Below are 25,957 nucleotides of genomic sequence, written 5' to 3'. Positions count from 1 at the left end.
CATGCCCGACGCCATCCAGGAGACCCTCGTCCTCGTCAAGCCCGACGGGGTCGCCCGCAACCTGATCGGCGAGATCCTGCGCCGCATCGAGGCGAAGGGCTACTCCGTCACCGACCTCCGCATGGTCGAGGCCGACCGCGGACTGCTCGAGCAGCACTACGAGGAGCACGTCGGCAAGCCGTTCTACGAGCCGCTCGTCGAGTTCATGCAGTCCGGCCCGGTCGTCGCCGTGCGCGTCGCCGGCCAGCGCGTCATCGAGGGCTTCCGCTCCCTCGCCGGCGCCACCGACCCCACCGTCGCCGCCCCCGGCACGATCCGCGGCGACTTCGGCCGCGACTGGGGTCTCCGCGTGCAGCAGAACCTCGTGCACGGCAGCGACTCGCCCGAGTCCGCCGCGCGCGAGCTCGCCCTCTGGTTCCGCTGAGCGGTGCTCATGGCTGCGCCGCCGCCGCTGCGGCGCAGCTCTGACGCTTCGCGGCCCTGAACGGGCCGCGGTACACGTCTTCCGGTTGGTCCGCAGGCGGTTCCGGCCGAGATCGTGCTGCTGCTTTCCTCGTTCCGTAGGACGATCCGTCCTACGGAACGAGGAAGCGGTCAGAGGCGGTGCAGGACGTCCAGCCGGACCTGCGCGAACACCGCGAAGACCACGTAGAGCACGAGCGTGATGATCGGCATCCAGCCGTAGGCCCGGCCCGCGACGCGGGCGGCTGCGGCGCCGAGCGGGAGGTTCCGCTCCCGGATGTTGTAGAGCGTGGTCGCGACCGACATCGGGATGACGACCGACCAGACGGCCATGCACCACGGGCAGAGCGTGCCGAGCACGAAGAGGCTCACGCTCATCAGCCAGATCACGAACCCGATGGCGAAGGCCATGCCGACGTTGAACGCCGCCCAGAACCAGCGGGGGAACCGCACGCCGGCGAGCGAGGCGACGCCGACGATGATCGGGGCGGGGAACATCATCAGCCCGAGCAGCGGGTTCGGGAAGCCGAACGCGGAGCCCTGCGGCGAGTTCAGGTTCTTGCCGCACTGCACCAGCACGGAGAAGTTGCAGGAGATGTCGGCGGCCGGGTCCTCGAGCACCGCGATCTTGTCGACCGTGAGCGCGAACGCCGCGATCAGCCCCACGATTCCGCCCACGATCAGCAGGATCGCGAGCGGGAGTGAAGGTCTGGACATCCGCTCGATCACGGCCAGCAGTATTCCACCGGGTGCGCAGTCGACCGTGCCGACGCGGCCCTCGTGCGATACTGAGGGAAGGACACCGTTCGCGGTGCCGAACGCTTGGACAGGTCTCCGGACCGAGCCCCGCGGTGGTGGACGGTGCAGATCGTGCCGGACGACGCGGCGGGGCGGCGCTTGTCCCGCCAGCGGCGCACCGCCCCGGAGCGCCAAGACATTCGGATTCCCGGAACGGCAGGCGCCTCGCGGTGCCGCGGTCCGAGGTGAACACGGAAGCGGCGCGAGCCGTCGCCGCGTGAGGAGTGCACCAGCGATGGTGGAGTACCAGGACGACGAGACCGAGCAGGACCGGCCGGTGGAGGCCCCGCCCCGCCGCAGGCGCCGGGCGACCTTCCAGCCGATGCCGCTGAGCGGCGCGGACGCGCCGCAGCCGGTCGCCGCGGCGGGCGATGGCGCCGCCGGTGCCGCGGACGACTCGGCGCCGACCGCGGGCCAGGACGCGGAGGTCGCCGACGCGGCCGCCGTGCTGCCTCCGCCCGCCGTGCCGCTGCCCGTGCCGGCCGGCGCCGATGCGGACGCGGACGGCGCTCGCGACGACGCGGACGAGCAGGGCGAGCCCGACGTGATCGTGCCGCCGACGGCCGAGTCGACGGAGCCCGCCTCCGACGCCGCGGAGCCCGCGGACGACGTGCCCGCGCAGGCGGCCGCATCTGCCGAGGACGAGCCGGTCGCCGAGGCGCCGTCCCGCCCGCCGCTCGCCGTGCTGTTCCAGGCGCCGCCCGCGCAGCCCCGCGCCGTCGCGCAGGCGCCGGTCGAGGACGACGGCGACGACGCCGAGGACGACGACGAGGCAGGCGGATCGCGCCGCCGCCGCCGCACCCGTCGCCGCTCCGGCGCGGCCGAGTCGGACGCCGCACCCGCGGCCGCCGAGGTCGTCACCCGCGCCAAGCCCGTCCGCGAGCCGATCACCGAGCCGCAGAAGGTCAAGGGCTCCACCCGTCTCGAGGCGAAGCGCCAGCGCCGACGCGACGGCCGGGACACCGCCCGCCGCCGCACCGTGGTCACCGAGGCCGAGTTCCTCGCCCGCCGCGAGGCCGTCGACCGCGTCATGCTCGTCCGCACGCTGCCCGACCGCGTCGAGATCGGCGTGCTGGAGGACGGCGTGCTCGCCGAGCACTACGTGGCGAAGAGCCAGAACCTCTCGCTGATCGGCAACGTCTACCTCGGCCGCGTGCAGAACGTGCTGCCCTCGATGGAGGCGGCGTTCGTCGACATCGGCCGCGGCCGCAACGCGGTGCTCTACTCCGGCGAGGTCGACTGGGAGGCCGCGAGCGACCGCCTGGGCGACAAGGGCTCGCAGGCCCGCCGCATCGAGCTCGCGCTGAAGTCGGGCGACCAGGTGCTCGTGCAGGTCACCAAGGACCCGATCGGCCACAAGGGCGCCCGCCTCACCTCGGCGATCTCGCTGCCCGGTCGCTACCTGGTCTACGTGCCGAACGGCTCCATGTCCGGCATCTCCCGGAAGCTGCCCGACACCGAGCGCGCCCGGCTGAAGAAGATCCTGAAGGACGCGCTGCCCGATTCCGCCGGCGTCATCGTGCGCACCGCCGCCGAGGGCGCGACGGAGGAGCAGCTCACGATCGACGTGCAGCGGCTCGCGAACCAGTGGGCCGAGATCGAGCACCTCGTCGAGACCGCGCAGGCGCCGACGATGCTGCACGGCGAGCCCGACCTGCTGGTCAAGATCGTCCGCGACGTCTTCAACGAGGACTTCACGAAGCTCGTCGTCGACGGCGAGGAGCCGCGCGCGACCATCGAGCGCTACCTGCAGCAGGTCGCGCCCGACCTGCTCGACCGCCTCGAGCCGTGGGAGGGCGACGGCGACGTCTTCACCGCCCACCGCGTGCACGAGCAGATCGAGAAGGCGCTCGACCGCAAGGTGTGGCTGCCGTCCGGCGGCTCCCTCGTCATCGACCGCACCGAGGCGATGACGGTCGTCGACGTCAACACGGGCAAGTTCGTCGGCTCCGGCGGCAACCTCGAGGAGACCGTCACCAAGAACAACCTCGAGGCCGCGGAGGAGATCGTCCGCCAGCTCCGGCTGCGCGACATCGGCGGCATCATCGTCATCGACTTCATCGACATGGTGCTCGAGAGCAACCGCGACCTCGTGCTGCGGCGCCTCGTCGAGTGCCTGTCCCGCGACCGCACGAAGCACCAGGTCGCCGAGGTGACCTCGCTCGGCCTCGTGCAGATGACCCGCAAGCGCCTCGGCGTCGGGCTCGCGGAGTCGGTCGGCGACGGCAACACCAGCCTCGAGAAGCAGGAGCAGCAGCCCCAGCAGCAGGGCCGGCGCCGCCGCGGCAACGGCGGGGGCGACGGCGGCAACCAGGGCAGCGGCGGCAACGGCGGCGGTCGCAACGGCGGCGGCCAGCAGCAGCAGCAGGCGCCGGCCGCGAAGGCCCCGGCGACGCACGTCATCACCGACGGCGCGAAGAACGCCCTCGCGCAGATCGCGGTCGCGACGATCGTCACCGGCAAGGCGAGCGATCAGGCCGCCGACGTGCCGGCGCCCGAGCAGCTCGACCCCGAGACGCCCACCACGCCGCCGGTCGTGCTCGACCTGCCCGTGATCGAGCTGCCGACGGAGCACCACGAGCCGCCCGCGCGTCCCGCGAAGCAGCAGGCCGAGGACCTCCTCGGCGCCGTGCTCGAGGCGCTGCCCGCGCCGAAGGCCGCCGGTCAGGGCCGTCGCCGCAGCCGCCGCGTCTCCACCCCGACCCTCACCGCCGGCGAGGACTGAACCGCTCCACTCCGCTCACGCTTCCTGCCGCTGCGACGTCGTCGACGCGGCGAGAAGCGTGAGCACGAGCGGTCTAGCGGTCGCGGGCCTTCACGCGGAGGCCGGAGGCGATCAGCCGCCGGGTCAGCTCGTGGGCCGTCACCTGCTCCGCGCCGAGCGCGGTGAGCGCCGCGATGCGCTCCTCCGGCACGTCGTAGTGGTCGAGGTCGAAGCTGCGGCGGGGGAGCCCGGCGCGCTCCGCGAAGGCGTGCAGCTCCTCGATCGACGAGTCGCTGACCAGGTGCGCCCACAGCCGGTCGTGCGCGGGCCACATCGGGACGTCCACCAGTACGGTCACCGCTCGATGGTCCTCCATCGACGGTGGCCTCGGGCGTCGCCGACTCTGCTATCTTTGACGGTCGGTGCGTGTGGGCCGCCCAGGCGTGTGGGCCCATCGAGCACCGAATCCGACTTGGTCGGTCGAGCCGCGGCACTTCGTCAGGAGCACCGTGAGCGGGTACCGGCATCCAGTGAACGAGAAGTTGGGGCTCGAAGTGGTCTATGCGATTGTGCGCGCCGGTGGGCGCCAGGAAAAGGTCGAGGTCGGCACCGTCCTCGTCGTCGACCGTCAGAAGGCCGGCGACGACGGCACGCTGTCGTTCGCGCCCGTGCTGCTGGTGGACGGCGAGACCGTGACCCACGCGGCCGAGGACCTCGCGAAGGTCAGCGTGACGGCGGAGTTCGTGCAGAACGAGCGCGGTCCGAAGATCGTCATCCAGAAGTTCAAGAACAAGACCGGCTACAAGAAGCGCCAGGGGCACCGTCAGGAGCTCACCCGGGTGCGCATCACCGCGATCGGCTGAGGAGCAGGACATGGCACACAAGAAGGGCGCGAGCTCGACCCGCAACGGTCGTGACTCCAACGCGCAGTACCTCGGCGTGAAGCGCTACGGCGGCCAGGTCGTCAAGGCCGGCGAGATCCTCGTCCGCCAGCGCGGCACCCACTTCCACCCCGGCGCCAACGTGGGCCGCGGCAAGGACGACACCCTGTTCGCCCTCGAGGCCGGTGTCGTCGAGTTCGGTGCGAAGTCGCGCCGCAAGGTCGTCAACATCGTCGTCCCGGCGCAGCCCGTTCTGGAGAACGCCGGCGTCTGACGCAGCAGCACCAACGGTGACGGGCGGGCTCCTTCGGGACCCGCCCGTTCCGCATTCATGAAGGAAACGGAGGCAGGCGCATGGCGACGTTCGTCGACGCGGTGACGCTGCACCTCAGCGCAGGACACGGCGGCAACGGCTGCGTGTCCATCCGCCGCGAGAAGTTCAAGCCCCTGGCGGGGCCCGACGGCGGCAACGGCGGCGACGGCGGCGACATCGTGCTCGTCGCGGACCCGCAGGTCACGACGCTGCTCGGCTACCACCGCTCGCCGCACCGCTCCTCGGGCGCCGGTCGGCCCGGTGCCGGCGACGACCGCGACGGTGCCGCGGGGGAGCCCGTGGAGCTGCCGGTGCCGGTCGGCACGGTCGTCACGAGCGCGGACGGCGAGCAGCTCGCCGACCTCACCGAGCCCGGCATGCGCTTCGTCGCCGCGGTCGGCGGCCGCGGCGGCCTCGGCAACGCGGCGATCGCGAACCCCAAGCGCAAGGCGCCCGGGTTCGCGCTGCTCGGCACGCCCGGCGAGCTGGTCGACGTCCGGCTGCAGCTGAAGACGATCGCCGACGCGGCGCTCGTCGGCTTCCCCTCCGCGGGCAAGTCGAGCCTGATCGCGGCGATGTCGGCCGCGCGGCCGAAGATCGCCGACTACCCCTTCACCACGCTCCAGCCGAACCTCGGCGTCGTGGAGTCGGGCAGCACCCGCTACACGATCGCGGACGTCCCCGGCCTCATCGAGGGCGCGAGCGAGGGCCGCGGGCTGGGCCTCGACTTCCTCAAGCACATCGAACGCTGCAGCGTGATCGTCCACGTCATCGACTGCGCGACCATCGACCCCGGCCGCGACCCGCTGACCGACCTCGACGTCGTCCTGGGCGAGCTCGGCGCCTACCCGGTGCCGTCCGACGTCCAGCCGCTGCTCGAGCGCCCGCAGATCGTGGCGCTGAACAAGGTGGACTCGCCCGACGCGAAGGACCTCGCCGAGCTGGTCCGCCCCGACCTCGAGGCCCGCGGCCTGCAGGTGTTCGCGGTCTCCGCGGCGAGCCACGAGGGGCTCCGGCAGCTCTCGTTCGCGCTGGCAGCCGTGATCGAGGCCGACCGCGCCGAGCGGGCGGCGCAGGAGGCGCTGCGCCCGCGCATCGTGCTCAAGCCGAAGGCCGCCGACGACGGCGCGTTCCACGTCGAGGTCGAGGGCGGCACCGAGACCGTGTACCGGGTGCTCGGCGCCAAGCCGCAGCGCTGGGTGCAGCAGACGGACTTCACCAACGACGAGGCCGTCGGGTACCTCGGCGACCGCCTGGCGAAGCTCGGCGTCGAGGACGCCCTGTTCGCCGCGGGCGCCCGCCCCGGGTCCGCGGTCGTGATCGGCCCCGGCGACGGCGTCGTCTTCGACTGGGAGCCCACGCTCACCTCCATCGCCGAGCTCGTCACGAGCCCGCGCGGCACCGACGCGCGGTTCGGCGGCTCCACCCGCCGCAGCACGGAGGAGCGCCGCCAGGGCTACAAGGAGCGCATGGACGCCAAGGCGGCCGCGCGCGCCGAGGACGAGGAGGAGCGCCGCGCCGTCCAGGCGACGAGGGACCTCGAGCCGTGACCGCGCCGGCCACGCAGGACGCGGTCGCGACGGCTCGCCGCATCGTGGTGAAGGTCGGCTCGTCCTCCATCAGCGGCGATCGGTCCGGGCAGCTCGGCCCGCTCGTGGACGCGCTGGCCGGCGCCCACGCCCGTGGTGCGGAGGTCGTGCTCGTGTCCTCCGGCGCGATCGCGACCGGCATGCCCTACCTGCGGCTGCAGGAGCGCCCCACCGACCTCGCCGTGCAGCAGGCCGCCGCCGCGGTCGGGCAGAGCCTGCTCGTGCGCCGGTACCAGGAGCGCCTCGACCGCTTCGGCGTCACCGCCGCCCAGGTGCTGCTCACCGCGAGCGACATCGACGACCCGACCCACCGCCGCAACGCCGAGCGCGCGCTCGAGACGCTGCTGTCGCTGCGGATCCTGCCGGTCGTCAACGAGAACGACACCGTCGCGACCCACGAGATCCGCTTCGGCGACAACGACCGGCTCGCGGCCCTCGTCGCGCGCCTGCTGCGGGCGGACCTGCTCGTGCTGCTGTCCGACGTGGACGCCCTCTACACGCGCCCGCCGGGGGAGCCCGGAGCCGAGCGCATCCCGTTCGTCGCCGCGGGCGACCCGCTCGCCGACGTGCTCGTCACGGAGACGAACACCGGCGTCGGCACGGGGGGAGCCGCGACGAAGCTCGCTGCCGCGCGGATGGCTGCGGACTCCGGCATCGCCGTCCTGCTGACCGCGACCGACCGGGTCGACGCGGCCCTGGCGGGGGAGCGGATCGGCACCTGGTTCGAGGCAGGCGTCTCGAGCGCCCCGCAGGAGCAGCCCGCGTCCTAGGATCGCGCGCATGACCGACGTGCTGGAGGACCGCGGCCTCGCGACCGCGGAGGACCGGTTCCGCGCGGCGAAGGCCGCGTCCACGCGCCTCGCGACCGCCACCGCGATCGAGCGGAACCGCGGGCTCGAGGCCATCGCCGACGCGCTGCTCGCCCGCAGCGCGGAGGTGATCGCCGCCAACGCGGACGACCTCGCCGCGGCTCGCGCCTCCGGGCTCTCGGACGGGCTGGTCGACCGGCTGACGCTCGACGAGCGGCGAATCGCCGCCCTCGCGGACGCGGTGCTCGCCATCGTGCGCCTGCCCGACCCGGTCGGCGACGTGGTGCGCGGCAGCACCCTGCCGAACGGGCTGCAGCTGACGCAGGTGCGGGTGCCGTTCGGCGTCATCGGCGCCATCTACGAGGCCCGCCCGAACGTGACGGTGGACATCACCGCGCTCGCGCTGAAGAGCGGCAACGCGGTCGTGCTGCGGGGCGGCACCGCGGCGCAGCACTCCAACGCGGCCCTCGTGGCCGTGATCCAGGACGCGCTCGCGTCCACCGGCCTGCCGGCCGGCGCGGTGCAGACCGTGGACGAGTTCGGGCGCGACGGCGCGAACGCCCTCATGCGGGCGCGCGGCCTCGTCGACCTGCTCGTGCCCCGCGGCAGCGCCGGGCTGATCAAGGCCGTGGTGGAGGGGTCGACCGTGCCGGTCATCGAGACGGGGGCGGGCGTCGTGCACGTGTTCCTCGACGAGAGCGCCGACGTCGAGATGGCCGTGTCGATCGTGCTGAACGCGAAGACGCACCGCGTCGCGGTCTGCAACGCGGCGGAGACGCTGCTCGTGCACGCGGCCGCCGCGGAGCGCCTCCTGCCGCCCGTCGCGGCGGCGCTGCAGGAGGCGGGCGTCGTGCTGCACGCGGACGAGCGGACCCGCGCGATCGTGCCGGACCTCGAGATCGCGAGCGACGACGACTGGGCCGCCGAGTACTACTCCCTCGACCTCGCGGTCGCCGTGGTCGACGACCTCGACGCGGCCATGGGGCACATCGCCGCCTGGTCGACGCACCACACCGAGGCGATCGTCACCGAGTCCGTGCGCAGCGCCGAGCGCTTCCTGGCGGAGGTCGACAGCGCCGTGGTGATGGTCAACGCCTCCACGCGCTTCACCGACGGCGGCGAGTTCGGCTTCGGCGCCGAGGTCGGCATCTCGACGCAGAAGCTGCACGCGCGCGGCCCCATGGGCCTGTCGGAGCTGACGAGCACGAAGTGGCTCGTCCGCGGGACCGGTCAGATCCGCGCCTGAACGGCTCCACGGCGGCGGTCGCTCTACACTGATCCAGCCCGCCGGGCGCTCTAGGAGGATCCGATGTCCGTCGTCGCTTCGGCCGTGCTCGCCGCCGCCACCATCGAGGAGCAGTCGCTCCCCGTGCCGAGTGTCGTGTTCCCGATCATCGCGGTCAGCGTGTTCATCCTGCTCGGGGCCGTCACGTGGTCCTACCGCGACGTCGCGAACCGCCACGCGGGCAAGGGCGTCGACGCCGGCCACCCGCACGGCAGCTGACGGAGCCCCCGTCAGCGCACTGAGCGCCGCTCGTCCCGCGGGGAGCACCCGCCGCCGCATCGGCGTGATGGGCGGCACCTTCGACCCGATCCACCACGGCCACCTCGTGGCCGCGAGCGAGGTCCAGCGGGTCTTCGACCTCGACGAGGTCGTCTTCGTCCCCACGGGCGTGCCGTGGCACAAGACGCCGGTCTCGGAGGCGGAGCACCGCTACCTCATGACCGTGATCGCCACGGCGTCGAACCCGGGGTTCACCGTCTCGCGCGTCGACATCGACCGCGGCGGCGTCACCTACACGGTCGACACCCTGCGCGACCTCGCCGCGCAGCACCCCGACGCGGACCTGTTCTTCATCTCCGGCGCCGACGCGATCGCGCAGATCGTGTCGTGGAAGGACCTCGACGAGCTCTGGGGGCTCGCCCACTTCGTCGCGGTGACCCGGCCGGGCCACACGCTGTCCGTCAGCGACCTGCCGCAGGGCGACGTCAGCGTCCTCGAGGTGCCCGCGCTGGCGATCTCGTCGACGGATTGCCGATCGCGAGTGCGACACGGCGCCCCGGTTTGGTACCTCGTGCCGGACGGTGTGGTTCAGTACATCAGCAAGCACCGGCTGTACAGGAGCGAAGCATGACGTCGTGGCAGGACCAGCAGACGCGCAATGGCGCGAGTGGGGCTCTGGACGCTTCCTCCGGAGCGCCGATGAGCCGTCGAGAGGCACGGGAGGCCGAGCGGCGCGCCGCTGAGGCGCTCGCGCAGAAGCAACCGCACCCGTCGGGCGTCGTCGACTTCGACGCGCACGACTTCGCGGCCGAGTTCGCTCCTGATCAGGAGTTCAACGTCGGCGACACGCAGGACATCTGGGCGGCGCTGACGCGCGGCCAGCGTGCCGCGGCGGAGCAGACGGGTGAGCTGGACGCGTTCCGCGCCGGCGTGCCCGAGGCGCCGGCCGCACCGCGAGCCGACGACTCGAGCGTCTCCGGCGAGCTGCTCGACCGCGTCCGCGACGCCGTGCTGCGGCGCGGCGCCGAGGCGCAGGCGCCGGGTCGCGCCGCCGCTCCGCAGGAGCCGGTGCAGACCGGCCAGCAGCCCCAGGCCTTCTCGTCCCCGGCGGCCTTCGAGGCCGGCCAGGGCCTCACGCGGCGCCAGCGCCGCGAGCTCGAGATCGCGGACCAGCGCGAGGACGGCCTCCCCGGCGAGCTGTTCGCGGATCCGCACCCGGCCCCCGCCGCTCCGCGGCCCGTCGCGCCGCCGCAGCAGCCGGCCGGCTTCGAGGGCGCCGACTACGACGAGGACGGCTACTACGACGAGCCGTACCTCCCCGAGCCGACCGTCGTCATCCCGCGGCAGGCCGTCGACCTGGACGCGCCGTCGCACACGACGAACCCGATCAGCCTCCCGCAGGCCTTCAGCGAGCCCGCGGGCGACGACTCGCTGACCTTCTCGAGCCCGGTGCCGATCGCTCCCGCGGAGCACCGCGACGAGTGGGGCGCCGCGCAGGTCGATCCGGCCTTCATCCAGCCGCAGGCCTGGAGCGCCGAGGACTACGACGACGACGAGGACGACTACGACCCCCAGGCGTACGAGCCGCGCGCGTTCACGCCCGGGCCGACGCCGGCGCAGCCCGCCCTGCCGTTCGTCGAGCCGCAGCCGCAGTCGCAGTTCCACGACCCGCAGATCGGCCCGCCCAGCGAGGTCACCGACCTGGCCGGCTTCGAGGCGCTGATCCGCAAGGCGCGCCAGCAGCCGCAGGCTCCTCAGCCCGCCGCGTCGAACCCCGCGCTCGCATGGGCCGACGAGGAGGACGTGCAGGAGGGCTTCACCGGCCTGCTCAGCCGCTCGGTGCAGGGCTCGCACGGCTCGGCGAACGCGCTGATCCTGCCGAACGACCCGCAGGCGGACATGACGCAGGCCGCGGTGAACGCGAACGGCGACATCTTCATCACCGGTTCCATGAACCTGCCGCGGAGCCTCTCCACGACGGGGGCGCCGAGCGACCTCTACGACTCCCACGAGATCGACCGCCTCTACGAGGCGTCGCAGGACGAGCCGGCCGCCGGCGTCGCCCCCGTGCGGGCCTCGAAGGCCGTCAGCGGCGCGCCGCACGACCGGAGCTTCGCGGCCGCGCCGCGCCGCGGCAGCAACCTGCTGCCCACGGTGCTGGCGATCGTCGCCGGTGCGATGGCTGTGGGTGTGGTGACTCTGCTCGTCGGCAGCTGGGTGCTCAAGCTATTCTGATCGCTCAGATGGAGCAGCAGATCAGGTCCCAGGTGCAGGAGGCGGCAGCAGCCGCCGTTTCGAGGAACGCGACGGACCTGGTGGCGCTCGACGTCTCCAGTCGTCTCGCGCTGACCGATGCCTTCCTGCTCGTCTCCGGCAGCAGCGAGCGCAACGTGAGCGCGATCGCCGACGCCGTGGACGAGCGGCTCGGCTCGCTCGGCGTGTCGGTGCGGCGGCGGGAGGGACGCGGCTCGGGTCACTGGGAGCTGCTCGACTTCGGCGACGTCGTCGTGCACGTCTTCCTGCAGGAGGACCGCGAGTACTACGCCCTCGAGCGGCTGTGGCGCGACTGCCCGGTGATCCCGATCGAGGAGCCCGCGACCGCCTCCTGAGTCGCGCTCAGGGGCGGGCCGCCCGGTACTCCGTCATGGACGAGCCGTACCGGCGGCGGAACGCGCGCGCCAGCTGGTCCTGGCCGCTGAACCCGTAGCGCTCGGCGAGGTGCTGCAGCGACGGCTGCCGCTCGCCGGCTCGGAGCGTGCGCGCGACCTCCTCCAGCCGTCGGTCGCGGAGGTAGCGGGCGACGGTCGAGTCCGTCTCGTCGAACGCGCGGTGCAGGTAGCGGAGGCTGACGCCGAGGGCCGCCGCGATCTGCGGCGGCCGCAGACCGGGGTCGCCCAGGTGGCGCTCGATGTGGTCGACGGCTGCGGCGCGCACCCGGTCCGGGCCGGGTGCGGGCGGTGGCGGCGCCATCACCTCCGAGAGGATCGCGGTCTGCAGGTCGATCAGGCCGCGCGCTGCGAAGTCGGCGTCGAACAGCCACGGCTCGTCGAGGCGGCGGGCCAGCTCCACGAGCAGCGCCACCACGGCGTCGACGAGGGGCGTGTGCGGCAGCGGACCGACCGGCAGGTCGTCGAGGCGGCGTGCGAGCGGCGGCAGGCTGGTCACCGGCAGCGTTGACGCGACGATCGCGATCGGGCCGTCCGCCTGGTACACGTAGGTCCGGGCGCGGCAGGTGAGCAGCGCGTCGCCGACCTCGAGGCGCACGGGTCGGCCGCCGGGCGGGGCGGCCAGCACGGAGCCGTGCTGTACGGTCATCAGCCGCAGGATGTCGGCGCCCGCATCGCTGCCGTCGACCATGGCGCGATGCGCCGTCATCGTCGTGCGGCGCAGCACGAGCGCGCCGAGCTCCGCCCGCACGACCTCGGCCTCGAACTCCTCCGGGTCGCGGCTCTCGAAGCGGCCCTCCACGGGCAGGCCGCGCATGCCGTCCTCGCCCGTGTAGCGGCGCCGCTCGATGCGCGGGCGCACGATCCCCGCGCCGTCGCCGTCGGACGGGGTCGCGGTCACTCGGCGGTCCACGGTCATCAGCCCTTCCACGCCCTCGTGGGCGTCAGTATGGGCACGGCGCGCTGGGAGCGACGCGGGACGCTCGCCGGCGCACCCGCACGACGCGGTGTCGCGCGGAGCGGCCGGGGCGGCGGAGCAGCCGGAGGCCGATACGCTGGCGAGCGGTGCACCGCCCGCGCGCCGGCGGAACGACCCCTGCACGCCGGAACGCGAAGCGACGAGACGCATCGGCCCGCCTCCCGCCCGGCGTGCGCCGTGACCGCCCGTCCGGCGGACGCGGTCCGGCTCCGCCGGCAGGAGCCCGTCGGGCGCGCACGCGCCGCAGCACGAGGAGGAACCCGGTCCTGACCGGTGGACACCGCACCCCGCGCCGGTCGCCCGGCACGACCCGATCAGGAAGGACCTTGTTGAAGATCGTCTACAACAGCTTCGGCGGATGGTTCTCGGACAGCCCGCGGGCGCTGCACCGGGCCGTGGCCCAGGCGCACGACGGCGAGGACGTCGAGCACGTCTGGATCGCCTCCCCGGAACAGGCGCACACCTTCCCCGACGGGGTGACCACCGTGGTCCACGGCACCCCGGAGTGCGTCGCCGCGCTCGAGACGGCCGACCTCGTGGTGTCGAACACCCACCTCGGCATGCAGTGGCGGAAGGGGGCCGACACGGTCTACCTCCAGACCTGGCACGGCACGCCGCTCAAGGTGATCAGCCACGACGAGAAGTCGCTGTCGGACGACGTGCGGGCGAGCATCGACGAGGACGTGTCCCGGTGGGACCTGCTGCTCTCGCCGAACGCCGCGAGCACCCCGCACCTCCGTCGCGCCTTCCGCTGGGCCGGTGCCGTGCACGAGACGGGGCTGCCCCGCAACGACGTCCTGAGCGCGCCCGACCGCGACCTGCACCGCGCCCGCGTCCGCTCGGAGCTCGGGATCGAGGAGGGCACGACCGCCGTCCTCTACACCCCGACCTGGCGCGACGACGACCTCGCGGAGGACGGGGCCGACTTCCGGCTCCGGATCGACCTCGAGCGGTTCCGCGAGCGCCTCGGCGGGTCCGCGGTGCTGCTGCTGCGCCTGCACTACAAGGTCTCCGACGCGCTCGGCACCGTCACGACGCCGGGGGTGCTCGACCTGTCGGCCTACCCGGACGTCGCCGACCTGTACCTCGCCGCCGACGTCATGGTCACCGACTACTCGTCGACCCAGTTCGACTTCGCGCGGCTCGGCCGCCCGATCGTCCACCTCGCGGACGACCTCGAGCGGTACGAGGCCGAGCGCGGGATGTACTACGACTACCGGCAGCTGTGCCCGGGCCCGATCGTGTCGTCGAGCGAGCAACTGCTCGACGCGCTGGCCGACCTCGACGGGGTGCGCCGTCGCACGGGGACGCCGTTGGCAGCGTTCGCCGATATGTTCTGCAGCCTGGACGACGGTCACGCCACCGAGCGCGTGCTCGACCTGGTGCTTCCCCGCATCCACGGGGAGGACGAACTCTCGAGGAGGAGCGCGTGAGCGAGATCCAAGCCGTCATCCTGGCCGCGGGCCTCGGCACCCGACTCGGCCGGCCGCTGCCCAAGCCGCTGACCCGGCTGCAGGACGGCCGCAGCATCATGCAGCAGCAGGTGGACAACCTGCGCTCGGTCTTCGGCGACCGGGTGCGCATCATCGTCGTGACCGGCTTCAAGGCCAACCTGATCATGGAGGAGCAGCCGGACCTGCTGTTCGCCTACAACCCGTACTTCGACGACACGAACACGTCGAAGAGCCTGCTGCGCGCGCTGTCCGTCTCCTCGGACGGCGGGGTGCTGTGGCTGAACGGCGACGTCGTGTTCGACCCGGCCGTGCTCGAGGACCTGCGCGGCGCGATCGACGCCGAGCAGAGCACCGTCTGCGTCAACACGGCGGCGGTCGGCGAGGAGGAGGTGAAGTACACCGTGGACGCGGAGGGCTTCATCCGCGAGCTGTCGAAGCAGGTGACCGGCGGTCTCGGCGAGGCGGTCGGCATCAACTACGTCTCCGCGCACGACAAGGCGGTCCTGCTCCAGGAGCTGGAGCGCTGCGGCGACCAGGACTACTTCGAGCGCGGCATCGAGACCGCGGTGCAGGACCGCGGCGTCAAGGTCGCGCCGCTCGACATCTCGCGCCGCTTCGCGGTCGAGGTCGACTTCGAGGAGGACCTCGCGCGGGCGAACCGCCACGAGATGGTCTGACCGCGACGATCGGAGGGGGTCCTGCCCGCGGGCGGGCCCTCCTCCGCCGTCACATCGGGGTCAGGACCGCAGCCACGCCAGCAGATCGGCGTCGATCACGTCCGCCTGCGTCGTGGGCATGCCGTGCGGGAAGCCCGGGTAGCTCTTCAGCGTGCCGTTCTGCACGAGCTGCACCGAGAGCGCGCCCGAGTCGGCGAAGGGCACGATCTGGTCGTCCTCGCCGTGCATGACGAGCACCGGCACCGAGATCTTCTTGAGGTCCTCGGTGAAGTCGGTCTGCGAGAACGCGACGATGCCGTCGTAGTGGGCCTTCGCGCCGCCCATCATCCCCTGGCGCCACCAGTTCTCGATGATCGCCTCGGACGTCTCCGCTCCGGGCCGGTTGAACCCGTAGAACGGGCCGGAGGGGAGGGCGCGGTAGAAGTTCGACCGGTTCGCCGCGAGCTGCGCCTGCAGGTCGTCGAAGACGCTCTTCGGCAGGCCGCCGGGATTGCTCTCGGTCTGCACCATGATCGGCGGCACCGAGCTGATCAGGACCGCGCGGGCGACCCGGTCCTCGCCGTAGGTCGCGATGTAGTGCGCGACCTCGCCGCCGCCGGTGGAGTGGCCGACGTGGATCGCGTCGTGCAGGTCGAGGTGCTCGACGACGGCGCGCAGGTCCGCGGCGTAGTGGTCCATGTCGTGCCCGTCGCCCGTCTGCGTCGAGCGGCCGTGCCCGCGGCGGTCCGCCGCGACCACGCGATAGCCGGCGGCGAGGAAGAACAGCATCTGCGTGTCCCAGTCGTCCGACGACAGGGGCCACCCGTGGCTGAAGACGATGGGCTGGCCGGTGCCCCAGTCCTTGTAGAAGATCTCGGTGCCGTCCGTGGTCGTGATGGTGCCCATGGGTTCTCCCTCTTCCGTCCGTCGCGGCGGGGCCGCGTGCGGACGCGGTCGTCCGCGCGGTCAGTATCCCGACGGGGGGTGCGACGGCGGAAGGCCGGGCCCCGGTATCCGGGGGTGCGGCACGGGTCGTCCATCCGGCCTTCACCGAGCGTCCACCGGCGTGCGGGGAGGCGGGATAACGACGAACGGCCTGACCGGTTCCTCTGGCGAGAGAGGTCCTGATCAGGCCGTTCGTCTTGTGGATCTGAGGGGACTCGAACCCCTGACCCCCTGCATGCCATGCAGGTGCGCTACCAGCTGCGCCACAGACCCGTACGTGCCGCTGCAGCGGCCTGTCGAGTGTACACCGACGCCGACCCCTTCCCTTTCAACCTGCGCGCCTCAGGCGCGCGTCGCGTCCTGCAGCAGGGGGCCGAGCCGCTCGCTCGAGGCGCCGGCGGCCCTCGTGCTGCTGATCGATCCGATCGCGGCCACGACGAGCGCGGCACCCGCGATGGTCCACCACAGCGGGTGCGCGTCCGTGGCGAACGACTTCGGGACCTTCCCGCCCGCGCCCGCCGCACCGGTGATCGAGCCCGCGAGCGCGATCCCGAGCGAGGTGCCCACCTGCCTCCCGGTCGACGCGATGGCCGAGGCCGCGCCCGCCTGGTCGTTCGGCATGCCGGACACCGCCGTGTTCGTGATCGGCGCGTTGACCAGGCCGAAGCCGAGCCCGAACAGGGCGAACACCACCGCCACGAGGGCGACGGGGGAGGAGGCGGTGGTGAAGGCGAGCGAGACGGCGGCGACGGCGACGAAGAACCCCGCGAGGGACATGGGCAGGCGGGTGCCGCGGGCGCCCACGAGGCGGCCGGACACCGGGGAGGCGACGAGGATCGCGATCCCGGCCGGCATGAACAGCAGCCCGGTGAGCACCGGCGAGAAGCCCTTCACGTCCTGCAGGTAGAGCGTGTTCGTGAAGAGGAACGCGCTCCACGATCCGAACGCGAGCACGGCGGCGAGCACCGCGCCGGAGAACGGGATGCTCGTGAAGAACCGGGGGTCGATCAGCGGCTCCCTGCGGCGCAGCTCCACCGGCACGAACAGCGCCAGCGCGATCGCGGCGACCACGAACGCGCCGAGCGTGGCGGGGGACGTCCAGCCGAGCTCGGGGCCCTCGATGATCCCGAACACCGCGCCGGCGAGCAGCACGACGATGAGCACCTGCCCGAGCGGGTCGGCGCGACGCGCCTTGGCGGCTCGGGACTCGGGCACGAACAGGGTCGTGAGGACCAGCGCCGCGACGACCACGGGCACGTTCACCCAGAAGATCGACCGCCACCCGATCGTCTCCACGAGCAGCCCGCCGACCAGCGGTCCGAAGCCGAGCGAGACGCCGCTGACGGCGCCCCAGACACCGAGCGCCCGCGCCCGCTGCTTCGGCTCCTTGTACGAGTTCGTGATGATCGACAGCGAGACCGGGTTGAGCATCGTGCCGCCGAGCGCCTGCAGCACCCGCGCGGCGATGAGCACGCCGTCGCTCGGCGCCGCGCTGCACGCCAGGGAACCGAGGCCGAACACGACCAGCCCGATGCGGAAGACGCGCTTGCGCCCGAACCGGTCCGCGCTCGACCCGGCGAGCACGAGCAGGCTGGCGAGGGTGAGCGTGTACGCGTCGAGCGTCCACTGCAGGCTCGTCACGCCGGCGTGCAGCTCCTTGCCGATGGTCGGCAGGGCCACGTTCGTCACGGTCGCGTCGAGCGTGACGATGAACAGGCTGAGGCAGCAGATCGCCAGGATCAGCGTCGGGTGCTGCTGCCGCTCGGGGACGTCGTCGCTCACCGCAGAAGCCTAGGAACCGCCTCCTGCGCGATCAGCGCGCTCGCAGCCGGCGGGGCTGCGCCGTGCCGCAGGACCCGGTCAGCACCGCACGGGTCAGGAGGAGGGCGGGCCGAGCACCGCGGAGGCGATCGTGCCGAGCGCCGAGTCCGCGGTCGACGGGTTGAAGGCGCCGGCGAGCACGTCGCGGTAGAGCCGCGAGAGCTCGGACGAGGCGGCGTAGCCGCTGCCCCCGCCGACGAGGATCGCCTGGTCGACGACCGCCTTCGCCCCCTCCGTCACCCGGACCTTGAGGCCGGACGCCTTGGCGAACCAGCGCGGCCCGTGATCGGCGGCCGTGTCCACGTCGCGCGCCAGCGACCGGATCTGGGGGTCGAGCGCGTCGTCGAGCATCGCCGCGGTCGCGACGCGGCGGCGCACGTCGGGGTCGTCGGAGCGCGGCGCGCCGCCGAGCTTCAGCGACGACCGGCGCTTCGCCGCCTCCGCCGCCAGCTCCACGGCGCGGTGCGCGACGCCCGCGTAGACCGACGAGAGCAGGATCTCGAAGTTCACGAACACCCCGAAGATCAGCGGGTCGGGGTTCGGGCCCGGCGGCAGTCGGCGGACGACCCGGTCCGCCCGCACGACCGCGCCGTGCAGCCGCGTGGTGTCGCTGCGGGTGGCCCGCTGGCCGAGGGTGTCCCAGTCCTCCACGATCTCGATGCCGTCGGCGTCGCGGTCGAGGAAGCCCCAGACGATCCGCGGGGCGTCCGCGCTCGCGGTGTCGAGGCCGAAGGCGCCGAGCCGCGTCCAGACGGGGGACAGGGAGGTGAAGGTCTTCGTGCCCGTGTAGGCGACCGACCCGTCGGGCCGCGGCGCCGCCTCGACGGTCGAGCCGAAGAGCACCAGGTCGTTGCCCGCCTCGCTCACCCCGAACGCGAACACCTCGCCCGCGGCCGCCTCCTGCAGCACGAAGTCGAGGGACGCGTCGCCGCGGTCGTGCAGCGTCTTCGCCACCGCGGTCCAGACGAGGTGCATGTTGACGGCCAGGGCGGTGGCGGGCGCGGCGGCGGCGAGGCGCGACTGCTCCCGGGTCAGCTGCTCGAGGGTGAGGCCCCAGCCGCCGAGCGCCTCGGGGACGAGCGCGGCGAGGTAGCCGGCGGCGCGCAGCTCGTCGAGGTCGTCGGCGGGGAAGGAGCCGTCGCGGTCGTGGCCGGCGGCTCGGGACGCGATGCGGTGCAGCAGCTCGGCGTCGAGGACTCGGGCGGAGGAGGACACGCCGCAACGGTACGCGCGCACGGGCGGACGCCCGCGCCGCGCCCTGCCGCGCGTCGGAGGGGCTCGCCGCTCCCGGCCCGCGTCCGGTCGGGGTGCGCTCCGCATCCAGCGCGTACTCCGTAGGCTCCCGGGGTGACCTCCACCACGATGCTCATCCTCGGCGCCAGCGGTGACCTGGCCAAGCGGCTGCTCCTGCCCGGGCTCGGCAGCCTCGTCGTCGGCGGCGACGCCTCCGACCTGCGGCTGCTCGACGGCCTGAAGGTCGTCGGCAGCGGCCGCTCCGACCGCGGCGGCGAGTGGCGCGACACCGTCGCGGGCGCGTTCGAGCAGATCGGTGCGAAGGGCGAGGCCGTCGACGCGATCCTCGCGACCACCGAGTACGTGCAGGCCGACCCCACCTCCGCCGACGACTGGAAGCCGCTGCTGGACCAGGTCGAGGGCGACCTCGTCGTGTACTTCGCGCTGCCGCCGGCCATCGTGTCGAAGGTCGCCGCGGTGCTCGAGGGCCTCGACCTGCCGGAGCACACGGTGCTCGCGGTCGAGAAGCCGTTCGGCGACGACGCGGACAGCGCCACGGCGCTGAACGCGGCGCTCGGCCGGGTCGTGCCGGAGGAGCGCATCCACCGCGTCGACCACTTCCTCGGCCACCGCGCCGCCCTGGCGATGCTCGCGACGCGCTTCAACAACCGGCTGCTCGAGTCCTCCTGGAACGGGGACGCCATCGAGCGGGTCGAGATCGTCTACGACGAGAAGCTCGGGCTCGAGGGCCGGGCCGGCTACTACGACACCGCCGGCGCCCTCCGCGACATGCTGCAGTCCCACCTCCTGCAGGTGCTCGCCGTGACGGCCTGCGAGGCCCCCTCCCACTTCGACGCCGAGCACCTGCGGAACTCGCTCGCGGCCGTGCTGTCGGTCACGCGTCCGTGGACCGGCGCACCCGTCTTCCCGAACACCGACGGCCCCTCCCGCCGCGCCCGGTACACCGCCGGCGAGGTCGACGGCAAGCAGCTGCCGGACTACGCGTCGGAGAAGGGCGTCGACCCCGAGCACGAGACGGAGACGCTCGCGGAGATCGCGCTCCAGGTCGACAACGCCCGCTGGGGCGGCGTGCCGTTCGTGCTGCGATCGGGCAAGGCCATCGGCGATCCCGCCAACGAGATCCGCGTGCACTACCGCCCGGTCCGGTTCCGTCCGGACGGCCAGACCGGCGACGCCAGCGCCGAGGTGCTGCGGTTCGGCTTCAAGCCGCCCCGCATCGAGCTGCGCTTCACGTCCGGCGGCGGCGACATGCCGTTCGAGCTCGAGCCGGTCCAGGTCTCCGGCACGCTGCCGAAGAGCCCCGTGACCGAGTACGGCGAGGTCATCCGCGGCGTGCTCGGCGACGACCCGACGCTGTCCATCCGCGGCGACGTGGCGGTGCAGTGCTGGAACATCGTGCAGCCGATCCTCGACGCGTGGCAGCGCGGCGAGGTGCCCCTCGACGAGTACCCCGCCGGCAGCGGCGGGCCCGCCGACTGGTCCTGATCCGGAGCCCGCAGCGCTGACCGCGGCCGGCTCCGGCCGCGGTCAGAGCAGGCCGCGCGCCTCCAGCGCCTTCGCGAACCCGCCGCCGTCGGGGGCGAACACCCAGTCGGCCGCGGTCGCCTCCTCGCGCCACCGCTCGCGCGAGCGGCCGCCGGCGAGCACCGCCTCGCTGTCGGACAGCTGCCGGATGCAGATCGCGACGACGTTCTCGGGGTGCGCAACCGCGAACCCGCTGTAGGTCTCCTCGTCGTGCTGCCCGTCGTCGCCGATCAGCAGCCACTTCACGTCGGGGAACTCGGCGGCGAGGCGTTCCAGCTCGTCGACCTTGTGCGCCCGGCCGGAGCGGAACACCCGGTCCGGCGTCGGACCCCAGTCCGTGAGCAGCAGCGGCCCCGGCGGGTACAGGTTGCGGCTCAGGAACCGGCCGAGGGTCGGCGCGACGTTCCAGGCTCCCGTGGACAGGTAGAGGAACGGGGCCGCCGGGTGCGCGCCGTGGAGGCGGTCGTACAGCACCGCCATGCCCGGCGTCGGCGTGCGGGCGTGCTCGTTCAGCACGAACGTGTTCCAGGCGGCGAGCAGCGGCCGGGGCAGGGCGGTCACCATCACGGTGTCGTCGATGTCGGACACGACGCCGAACGGCGCGCTCGGGTCGAGCACGAACACCGGCGCCACCACCGCGGGGGAGCGGTCGCCCTCGCCCTCCACCTGCAGGGTCATGCGGTGCCAGCCGGGGGTCAGCTCGACCGCGACGCGCACGTCGATCAGGCCGCCGCTGTTCGCGACGACGTGGTGCACGGTGTCGCCGACCTCGACCCGCACCGGCGCGTTGTCGACCGGGATGCTCGTGAAGCTGCGCCAGCCGCGGAACGACTCCTGCGGCGGGTCGGCCGGCGGCTGCGCCGTGATGAGCACGCGGGCGAGCACCCGGACCCACGTCGTCGAGCCGTAGCCGGTGTAGGGCATGACGATCGGCACGCGGCCGTGCCGGCGGGCGCGCTGCTCGCGGAACTCGCGGATCGCATCGTCGATGCGCATCGCCCGGCCGACGGCCTGCTCGACCGCCTGCTCGACGGCCGGCGAGGGCTTGCGGCGGAACGGGCGACGCTGCGGTGGGGCCACGATGCGAAGTCTCGCAGACCGCTCCGGCACTCATCCGACGTCACAATCGGGATGCGATCGCCGGGATGCGCTGTGATGTCCGGAGCCGTCGGTATGTTGAGCGCGCTCCGGACGTACCGCACGCTCCGCGCTGCAGGGAAGGACTTGACGTGGGCATCGAGTTCCATCACGTGCGCAAGACCTACCCCGACGGCACGACCGCGGTGGAGGACTTCTCGATCACCATCCCGTCGCACTCCACGACGGTGTTCGTCGGGTCGTCGGGGTGCGGCAAGACCACCCTGCTGCGCATGATCAACCGCATGGTCGACCCGACCGACGGTCAGATCCTCATCGACGGCGAGGACGTGTCGGGCATAGAGCCCGTCGCGCTGCGTCGCCGCATCGGGTACGTGATGCAGAACTCCGGCCTGCTGCCGCACCGCACCGTCGTCGACAACGTCGCGACCGTGCCCGTGCTCACCGGCGTCCCGAAGACGAAGGCCCGCACGGCCGCGCTCGGGCTGCTCGACCGGGTCGGCCTCGACCGGTCGCTCGCGAACCGGTACCCCGGCCAGCTGTCCGGCGGCCAGCAGCAGCGCGTGGGCGTCGCCCGCGGGCTCGCGGCGGACCCGAACATCCTCCTGATGGACGAGCCCTTCGGCGCCGTCGACCCGATCGTGCGCGACGAGCTGCAGCAGGAGCTGCTGCGCCTGCAGCGCGAGATCGGCAAGACGACCGTGTTCGTCACCCACGACATCGACGAGGCGTTCCTGCTCGGCACGCAGGTCGTCATCCTCAAGCGCGGCGGTCTGATCGCCCAGGTCGGCTCCCCGGCGGAGATCCTCGCGCACCCCGCCGACGACTTCGTCGCCGACTTCGTGGGCGCGAAGCGCGGCAAGCGCCGGCTCACGGCCGAGCAGCAGGGGCAGGGCGACGACGTCCTGCTCGTCGACTCGTCCGGCTACCCGGCGGGCCTCGTCGCCGCGCCGGGCGGCCGCCTCGACCTGCTGCCCGCCGGCTCCGGTCCGAAGTCGCGCAGCATCTCGAACAAGACGGACCAGGCGGGAGACGCCTGATGGACTGGGTGCTGAGCCATCTCGATGAGATCTGGGCCCTGACCGTCGCACACGTCGGTCTCGCGGCCCCGGCGATCCTCCTCGGGTTCGCGGCCTCGGTACCCCTCGGCTACTTCGCCAGCCGATCGCGCGTCGCGGGCAGCGTGCTGCTGACGATCGGCAACATCCTCTACACGATCCCCGGCATCGCGCTCGTGGTGCTCGTGCCCGTCGCGGCCGGCCTCGCGATCCTCAACCCGCTGAACGTCGTGATCGCGCTGTTCCTCTACGCGATCGCGATCATGGTCCGGTCGGCGTCGGACGCGTTCGGCTCCGTCTCCGCCGACGTGCGGCAGTCGGCGGCCGCGCAGGGCTTCTCGCCGGTGCAGCGCTTCTGGCGGGTGGAGCTGCCGCTCGCCGGCCCGGTCCTGCTCGCGGGCATCCGCGTCGTGTCGGTGAGCACGGTCAGCCTCACCACCGTCGGCGCCCTGGTCGGCATCCCCAACCTCGGCAACCTCTTCACGGACGCCTTCCAGCGCCAGTTCCCGCTCGAGGCCGTCGTCGGACTGGTCGCGGTGCTGCTGCTCGCCGCCGTGTTCGACGTCGTGCTCAGCGCGATCGGCCGGCTGCTGATGCCCTGGAACCGCGGCACGAGCGTCCGGGGCCGTGATCGCGCGCGACTCGAGGCGCTGCCGACCCGACCGAACGTGACGGGCGTCTGATGCTGTTCCTCGACGCGTTCAGGTGGATCTTCGACCCCGAGCACTGGTCGACCGTGAACTTCGGACCCGGCATCCTCGACGAGCTCGGCGCCCACCTGTGGCTGACGCTGATCTCCGTCGTCGTCACGGCGGCGATCGCGCTCCCCGTGGGGCTGTACATCGGCCACACCGGGCGCGGCCGCCGGTTCGCGATCCTGCTGGCCAACGTCGTGCGCGCGTTCCCGACGCTCGGCCTGCTGTCGCTGCTGCTGAGCACCGCGCTGTTCGCCTCGCAGGACGCGGGGGTCGTCGCCAACGTGCTCGTCTTCGTGCTGCTCGGGGTGCCGCCGCTGCTCGCCGGCGCCTACGCCGGGCTCGAGTCGATCGACCGCCGCACCATCGACGCGGCGCGCGCGATGGGCCACACCGAGCTGCAGATCCTGCGGCGGGTCGAGCTGCCGCTCGCCGCACCGCTGATCCTGGGCGGGCTGCGCAGCGCGGTGCTGCAGATCATCGCCTCCGTGACGATCGTGTCCTACTTCGGCACGAACTCGCTCGGCGACTTCATCCTGAGCGGGCTCGCCAGCACCGACTACGTGCAGGTCGTGGCCGGGTCGATCCTGGTCACCGCCCTCGCCCTCCTCGTCGACGGCGTGCTCGCCGTCGTCCAACGGACCGCTCGGCCGCGCGGGGTGTCCCGCGGCCGGGACCGCACCACCACAGCACGCGGGAGGTCGGCCTCGGCCGTCTCCCGGGCACCCATGCCCGAAGGGAACTGAACCAACCGATGTCCATCTCACGCAGAGGCCTGCTCGGATCCGTGGCGGTCGCCGCCGGTCTCGCCCTCGGTCTCGCCGGCTGCGCCGGCTCCGACACCCTCGCCGGCAGCGGCTCGAGCTCCAGCTCCGAGCCGTCCTCGTCGGCGTCGGGCGCCTCCAAGTCGCTCACCGTCGGCTCCGCCAACTTCCCCGAGAACGTCACGCTCGCCTACATCTACGGCGGCGCGCTCGAGGACAAGGGCTACGACGTCACCTACAAGGTGAACATCGGCGCCCGTGACGCCTACCTCGCCGCCCTCAAGAGCGGCGAGATCAACCTCGTGCCCGAGTACGCCGGCTCCCTGCTGTCGTACCTGGACAAGACGGCGAACGCCAAGTCGGGCGACGCCGTGAAGAGCGGGATCGACGCGAAGATCGGCACGATCGACGCGGTGGCCTACGACTTCGCGTCGGCCGCGGACTCCGACTCCCTGAACGTGACGAAGTCCTTCGCGGACAAGAACTCCCTCAGCTCCATCGCGGACCTGAAGAAGCTCGACTCGTTCACGGTCGCCGCGAACCCCGAGTTCGCCACCCGCGCCGACGGCATCAAGGGCCTGAAGTCGGTCTACGGCCTCGACAACCTGAAGTTCAAGGCGATCAGCGACGGCGGCGGCCCGAAGACGCTCAGCGCGCTGCTGAACAACACGGTGCAGGTCGCGGACATCTACTCCACGACCCCGTCGATCATCGAGAACAAGCTCGTCACGCTGAAGGACCCGAAGAACCTCTTCGCGTCGCAGCAGGTCGTGCCGATCGTCGGCAAGGCGAAGGCCTCCGACGACGTGGCGACCGTGCTGAACAGCGTGAGCAGCAAGCTGACGACCGACGACCTGCTGAAGCTGAACCAGCAGGTCTCCGGCAGCAGCAAGACCGACCCGCAGGCCGCGGCGAAGGCCTTCCTGAAGGAGAAGGGTCTCTGACCCCCTCCGCTTGACGAGGAAGGGCCGGCATCCCAGAGGAAGCCGGCCCTTCTGCATGTGCCCCTGAGTCCCGCTGCGACCGCCGAGGGGGCCGCGCGGGCTGGGACGTCGAACGTGCCGCATGGCAGGGCGGCGAGGTGAGCCGCCTCATCGACGCACCTCGCGCGCGGCGCCTACCGCGGCTCGTCCAGGGCCGCGAAGCGTCACAGCTGCGCCGCGGCGGCGGCGGCGGCGCAGCAATGCACACCGAGCGTCACAGCTGCGCCGCAGCGGCGGCGGCGCAGCCCTGAACTCACGGCCGCTCGAGGCGGTGGAGCAGCTTCTTGCCCAGCCAGACGACGAGGAAGAACACGACGACGCCGCCGAGCACGAGCCAGCCGGCGAAGTGCAGCTCCTGCGCGAGCGCCCGGTAGCTCGACCCCGCCGCCTGCCCGACGGAGACGTAGAGCGCCGCCCAGAGCACGCAGGCGGGGGCGGTCCACGCGAGGAACCGGCGGTACGGGTAGTGGCTCGCGCCGACGGTGACCGGGATCAGCGCGTGCATCACCGGGAGGAAGCGGCTCAGCAGGATCGCGAGGCCGCCGCGGCGGTCGAGCCAGCGCTCGGCGCGCAGCACGTGACGTTCGCCGATGCGCTTCCCGAGCCGGCTCGCGATCAGCCGGGGACCGAAGACCCGCCCGATCACGAATCCGACGGTCTCACCGGCGAGCGATCCCGCCACCACGGCGAGGACGAGCGACGCCCACTCGAAGGCGCCTCTGCCGGCGGTCGCGGTCAGCAGCACGACGGTGTCGCCGGGGATGAGCAGGCCGAGGAAGAGGCTCGTCTCGCAGAACATGCCCACGAAGGCGACGAGGTACCGCCAGGCGCCGAGGGTGGTCAGGCCCTCGAGCAGGGCGGTCAGCCAGGCGTCCAGGTGGCGCTCCTTCGTCGTCGGGGCCAGCGTACGTCGGCGGGCCGTGCGGCCGGGCGGGAGCGGGAACGGCCGGCGCACACCGGCCTCTACAGTTGGAGGTCGTTCTCCGCCTGCACCAGGCAC

The 25,957-nt window shown here is 72.8% G+C and carries 26 protein-coding genes and 1 tRNA gene; 18 read left to right on the top strand and 9 right to left on the bottom strand.

The window, feature by feature from the left end; genetic code table 11:
- Window position 1: 1 nt before the first annotated feature.
- Window positions 2-424, top strand: a complete 423-nt coding sequence (gene ndk / locus ABEA53_RS08070; protein WP_345480548.1) for a nucleoside-diphosphate kinase — start codon at window positions 2-4, stop codon at window positions 422-424.
- Between the two features lie 170 nt (window positions 425-594).
- Here the strand turns inward: ndk and ABEA53_RS08065 are convergent, their stop codons facing one another.
- Window positions 595-1,191 (bottom strand): vitamin K epoxide reductase family protein, encoded by a 597-nt coding sequence (locus ABEA53_RS08065; RefSeq protein ID WP_345480547.1) that lies wholly within the window; start codon window positions 1,189-1,191, stop codon window positions 595-597.
- 304 nt (window positions 1,192-1,495) lie between these two features.
- Between ABEA53_RS08065 and ABEA53_RS08060 the strand changes: the two genes are divergently transcribed.
- A complete protein-coding gene (locus tag ABEA53_RS08060) occupies window positions 1,496-3,985 on the top strand; it encodes an Rne/Rng family ribonuclease (RefSeq protein WP_345480546.1) in 2,490 nt (829 codons plus the stop codon).
- 73 nt (window positions 3,986-4,058) lie between these two features.
- On the opposite strand, the gene ABEA53_RS08055 is transcribed toward ABEA53_RS08060, so the two are convergent.
- Entirely contained in the window at window positions 4,059-4,322 is a 264-nt protein-coding gene (locus ABEA53_RS08055; protein ID WP_345480545.1) for a DUF4031 domain-containing protein, read from the bottom strand.
- Window positions 4,323-4,518: 196 nt separating this feature from the next.
- On the opposite strand from ABEA53_RS08055, the gene rplU reads away from it, so the two are divergent.
- The 9 genes from rplU to rsfS all read left to right on the top strand — a co-directional run bounded on the left by rplU (window position 4,519) and on the right by rsfS (window position 11,669).
- Window positions 4,519-4,827 (top strand): 50S ribosomal protein L21, encoded by a 309-nt coding sequence (rplU, locus tag ABEA53_RS08050; RefSeq protein WP_345480596.1) that lies wholly within the window; start codon window positions 4,519-4,521, stop codon window positions 4,825-4,827.
- A 10-nt stretch (window positions 4,828-4,837) separates the two neighbouring features.
- Window positions 4,838-5,119, top strand: a complete 282-nt coding sequence (gene rpmA / locus ABEA53_RS08045; RefSeq protein WP_345480544.1) for a 50S ribosomal protein L27 — start codon at window positions 4,838-4,840, stop codon at window positions 5,117-5,119.
- An 80-nt stretch (window positions 5,120-5,199) separates the two neighbouring features.
- Window positions 5,200-6,708 (top strand): GTPase ObgE, encoded by a 1,509-nt coding sequence (obgE, locus tag ABEA53_RS08040; protein ID WP_345480543.1) that lies wholly within the window; start codon window positions 5,200-5,202, stop codon window positions 6,706-6,708.
- Entirely contained in the window at window positions 6,705-7,517 is an 813-nt protein-coding gene (proB, locus tag ABEA53_RS08035; protein ID WP_345480542.1) for a glutamate 5-kinase, read from the top strand. The genes obgE and proB overlap by 4 nt, the downstream gene beginning before the upstream one ends.
- 10 nt (window positions 7,518-7,527) lie before the next feature.
- The gene (locus ABEA53_RS08030) at window positions 7,528-8,802 is read left to right on the top strand and encodes a glutamate-5-semialdehyde dehydrogenase (protein ID WP_345480541.1); all 1,275 of its coding nucleotides are present in this window, start codon (window positions 7,528-7,530) and stop codon (window positions 8,800-8,802) included.
- A 63-nt stretch (window positions 8,803-8,865) separates the two neighbouring features.
- The gene (locus ABEA53_RS08025; protein ID WP_345480540.1) at window positions 8,866-9,060 is read left to right on the top strand and encodes a hypothetical protein; all 195 of its coding nucleotides are present in this window, start codon (window positions 8,866-8,868) and stop codon (window positions 9,058-9,060) included.
- A 19-nt stretch (window positions 9,061-9,079) separates the two neighbouring features.
- Window positions 9,080-9,691 carry a nicotinate-nucleotide adenylyltransferase gene (gene nadD / locus ABEA53_RS08020; protein ID WP_345480595.1) on the top strand — a complete coding sequence of 204 codons (612 nt, stop codon included), beginning with the start codon at window positions 9,080-9,082 and terminating at the stop codon, window positions 9,689-9,691.
- A 68-nt stretch (window positions 9,692-9,759) separates the two neighbouring features.
- Window positions 9,760-11,295, top strand: a complete 1,536-nt coding sequence (locus tag ABEA53_RS08015; protein ID WP_345480539.1) for a hypothetical protein — start codon at window positions 9,760-9,762, stop codon at window positions 11,293-11,295.
- A gap of 8 nt (window positions 11,296-11,303) precedes the next feature.
- Window positions 11,304-11,669, top strand: coding sequence for a ribosome silencing factor (rsfS, locus tag ABEA53_RS08010; protein ID WP_345480538.1), 366 nt, complete (start codon window positions 11,304-11,306; stop codon window positions 11,667-11,669).
- A 7-nt stretch (window positions 11,670-11,676) separates the two neighbouring features.
- Here the strand turns inward: rsfS and ABEA53_RS08005 are convergent, their stop codons facing one another.
- A complete protein-coding gene (locus ABEA53_RS08005; protein ID WP_345480537.1) occupies window positions 11,677-12,645 on the bottom strand; it encodes a helix-turn-helix domain-containing protein in 969 nt (322 codons plus the stop codon).
- Between the two features lie 386 nt (window positions 12,646-13,031).
- Here ABEA53_RS08005 and ABEA53_RS08000 point away from each other — a divergent pair, with 386 nt between their 5' ends.
- Together ABEA53_RS08000 and ABEA53_RS07995 are read left to right on the top strand one after the other, a co-directional pair.
- Window positions 13,032-14,138, top strand: a complete 1,107-nt coding sequence (locus ABEA53_RS08000; protein WP_345480536.1) for a CDP-glycerol glycerophosphotransferase family protein — start codon at window positions 13,032-13,034, stop codon at window positions 14,136-14,138.
- Entirely contained in the window at window positions 14,135-14,836 is a 702-nt protein-coding gene (locus ABEA53_RS07995) for a phosphocholine cytidylyltransferase family protein (RefSeq protein ID WP_345480535.1), read from the top strand. The genes ABEA53_RS08000 and ABEA53_RS07995 overlap by 4 nt, the downstream gene beginning before the upstream one ends.
- 60 nt (window positions 14,837-14,896) lie before the next feature.
- Here the strand turns inward: ABEA53_RS07995 and ABEA53_RS07990 are convergent, their stop codons facing one another.
- The 4 genes from ABEA53_RS07990 to ABEA53_RS07975 form a co-directional block, all read right to left on the bottom strand.
- Window positions 14,897-15,721 carry an alpha/beta fold hydrolase gene (locus ABEA53_RS07990; protein ID WP_345480534.1) on the bottom strand — a complete coding sequence of 275 codons (825 nt, stop codon included), beginning with the start codon at window positions 15,719-15,721 and terminating at the stop codon, window positions 14,897-14,899.
- 239 nt (window positions 15,722-15,960) lie between these two features.
- A tRNA-Ala gene (locus tag ABEA53_RS07985) sits at window positions 15,961-16,033 on the bottom strand.
- 69 nt (window positions 16,034-16,102) lie between these two features.
- The gene (locus tag ABEA53_RS07980) at window positions 16,103-17,542 is read right to left on the bottom strand and encodes an MFS transporter (protein WP_345480533.1); all 1,440 of its coding nucleotides are present in this window, start codon (window positions 17,540-17,542) and stop codon (window positions 16,103-16,105) included.
- A 93-nt stretch (window positions 17,543-17,635) separates the two neighbouring features.
- Entirely contained in the window at window positions 17,636-18,796 is a 1,161-nt protein-coding gene (locus ABEA53_RS07975) for an acyl-CoA dehydrogenase family protein (RefSeq protein ID WP_345480532.1), read from the bottom strand.
- Between the two features lie 132 nt (window positions 18,797-18,928).
- On the opposite strand from ABEA53_RS07975, the gene ABEA53_RS07970 reads away from it, so the two are divergent.
- Window positions 18,929-20,320, top strand: a complete 1,392-nt coding sequence (locus tag ABEA53_RS07970; protein WP_345480531.1) for a glucose-6-phosphate dehydrogenase — start codon at window positions 18,929-18,931, stop codon at window positions 20,318-20,320.
- A gap of 42 nt (window positions 20,321-20,362) precedes the next feature.
- Here the strand turns inward: ABEA53_RS07970 and ABEA53_RS07965 are convergent, their stop codons facing one another.
- Window positions 20,363-21,439: an App1 family protein phosphatidate phosphatase gene (locus ABEA53_RS07965; protein ID WP_425550606.1), complete on the bottom strand. Its 1,077-nt coding sequence runs from the start codon at window positions 21,437-21,439 to the stop codon at window positions 20,363-20,365.
- Between the two features lie 149 nt (window positions 21,440-21,588).
- Here ABEA53_RS07965 and ABEA53_RS07960 point away from each other — a divergent pair, with 149 nt between their 5' ends.
- Genes ABEA53_RS07960 through ABEA53_RS07945 form a run of 4 tightly spaced genes read left to right on the top strand, consistent with a single transcriptional unit; the run spans window position 21,589 to window position 24,918 of the window.
- On the top strand, window positions 21,589-22,497 hold the full coding sequence (locus tag ABEA53_RS07960) for an ABC transporter ATP-binding protein (protein ID WP_345480529.1): 909 nt from the start codon (window positions 21,589-21,591) through the stop codon (window positions 22,495-22,497).
- Complete coding sequence (locus tag ABEA53_RS07955) at window positions 22,497-23,198, top strand: ABC transporter permease (protein WP_345480528.1); 702 nt, start codon at window positions 22,497-22,499, stop codon at window positions 23,196-23,198. Before ABEA53_RS07960 ends, ABEA53_RS07955 begins: the two co-directional genes overlap by 1 nt.
- Window positions 23,198-23,956: an ABC transporter permease gene (locus ABEA53_RS07950; RefSeq protein WP_345480527.1), complete on the top strand. Its 759-nt coding sequence runs from the start codon at window positions 23,198-23,200 to the stop codon at window positions 23,954-23,956. The genes ABEA53_RS07955 and ABEA53_RS07950 overlap by 1 nt, the downstream gene beginning before the upstream one ends.
- Before the next feature lie 41 nt (window positions 23,957-23,997).
- Window positions 23,998-24,918: an ABC transporter substrate-binding protein gene (locus ABEA53_RS07945; protein WP_345480526.1), complete on the top strand. Its 921-nt coding sequence runs from the start codon at window positions 23,998-24,000 to the stop codon at window positions 24,916-24,918.
- A 292-nt stretch (window positions 24,919-25,210) separates the two neighbouring features.
- Here the strand turns inward: ABEA53_RS07945 and ABEA53_RS07940 are convergent, their stop codons facing one another.
- Window positions 25,211-25,912, bottom strand: coding sequence for a DedA family protein (locus ABEA53_RS07940; RefSeq protein ID WP_345480525.1), 702 nt, complete (start codon window positions 25,910-25,912; stop codon window positions 25,211-25,213).
- Window positions 25,913-25,957: the final 45 nt, after the last annotated feature.

It is taken from the genome of Amnibacterium soli (genome assembly GCF_039544415.1).
Classification (GTDB): Bacteria; Actinomycetota; Actinomycetes; order Actinomycetales; family Microbacteriaceae; genus Amnibacterium; species Amnibacterium soli.
Note: the sequence above shows the minus strand (reverse complement) of the source record. Positions and strands in the feature narration are given on the sequence as shown.